Source organism: Falsiroseomonas oryzae (assembly GCF_027856955.1).
GTDB classification, from domain to species: domain Bacteria; phylum Pseudomonadota; class Alphaproteobacteria; order Acetobacterales; family Acetobacteraceae; genus Falsiroseomonas; species Falsiroseomonas oryzae.
On the sequence record NZ_JAPSMD010001035.1, the window covers coordinates 1 to 513 of the forward strand.

General features: G+C 78.8%; 1 protein-coding gene. It reads left to right on the forward strand.

All coding sequences use genetic code 11. The features are described from left to right. Positions 1-513, forward strand: a 513-nt coding sequence (locus OZN99_RS33370; protein WP_270939446.1) for a PfkB family carbohydrate kinase, incomplete at both ends; no start/stop codon positions are given.

Sequence of the window (513 nt, forward strand, 5' to 3'; positions counted from 1 at the left end):
GGCGCCGCCACGGTCTTCGCCGGCTGCGTCGGCCGCGACGGCTTCGCGGAGGTCGCGACCGCCGCGCTGCGTGAGGCGGGGGTGGACCTGGCGCGGCTTCGCGTGGTGGAGGCGCCGACCGGCTGCGCCGCGATCTGCGTCGATCCGCGGGGGCGCAACCAGATCGCCGTGGCGCCCGGCGCCAACCTGGACGCCCGCGCGGCGCAGGTGGAGGACGCGGCGCTGGGCCCCGGCGTCGTCCTGCTGCTGCAGATGGAGGTGCCGCCGGCGGAGGTCGCTTCGCTGATCCACCGCGCGAAGGCGCGCGGCGCGCGGGTGGTGCTGAATCTCGCGCCGCCCGGCGAACTTCCGCTCGGGGCGCTGCGCGCGCTGGACCTGCTGGTGGTGAACGAGCACGAGGCGGCGGTGCTGGCCGCGCGGCTGGGTTGCGCGGCGGATGCCGGGGGCCTGCGCGGCGCGCTGCAGGTGGACGTCGCGGTGACGCTGGGCGAGGCGGGGGCGGAGGCGGCGACG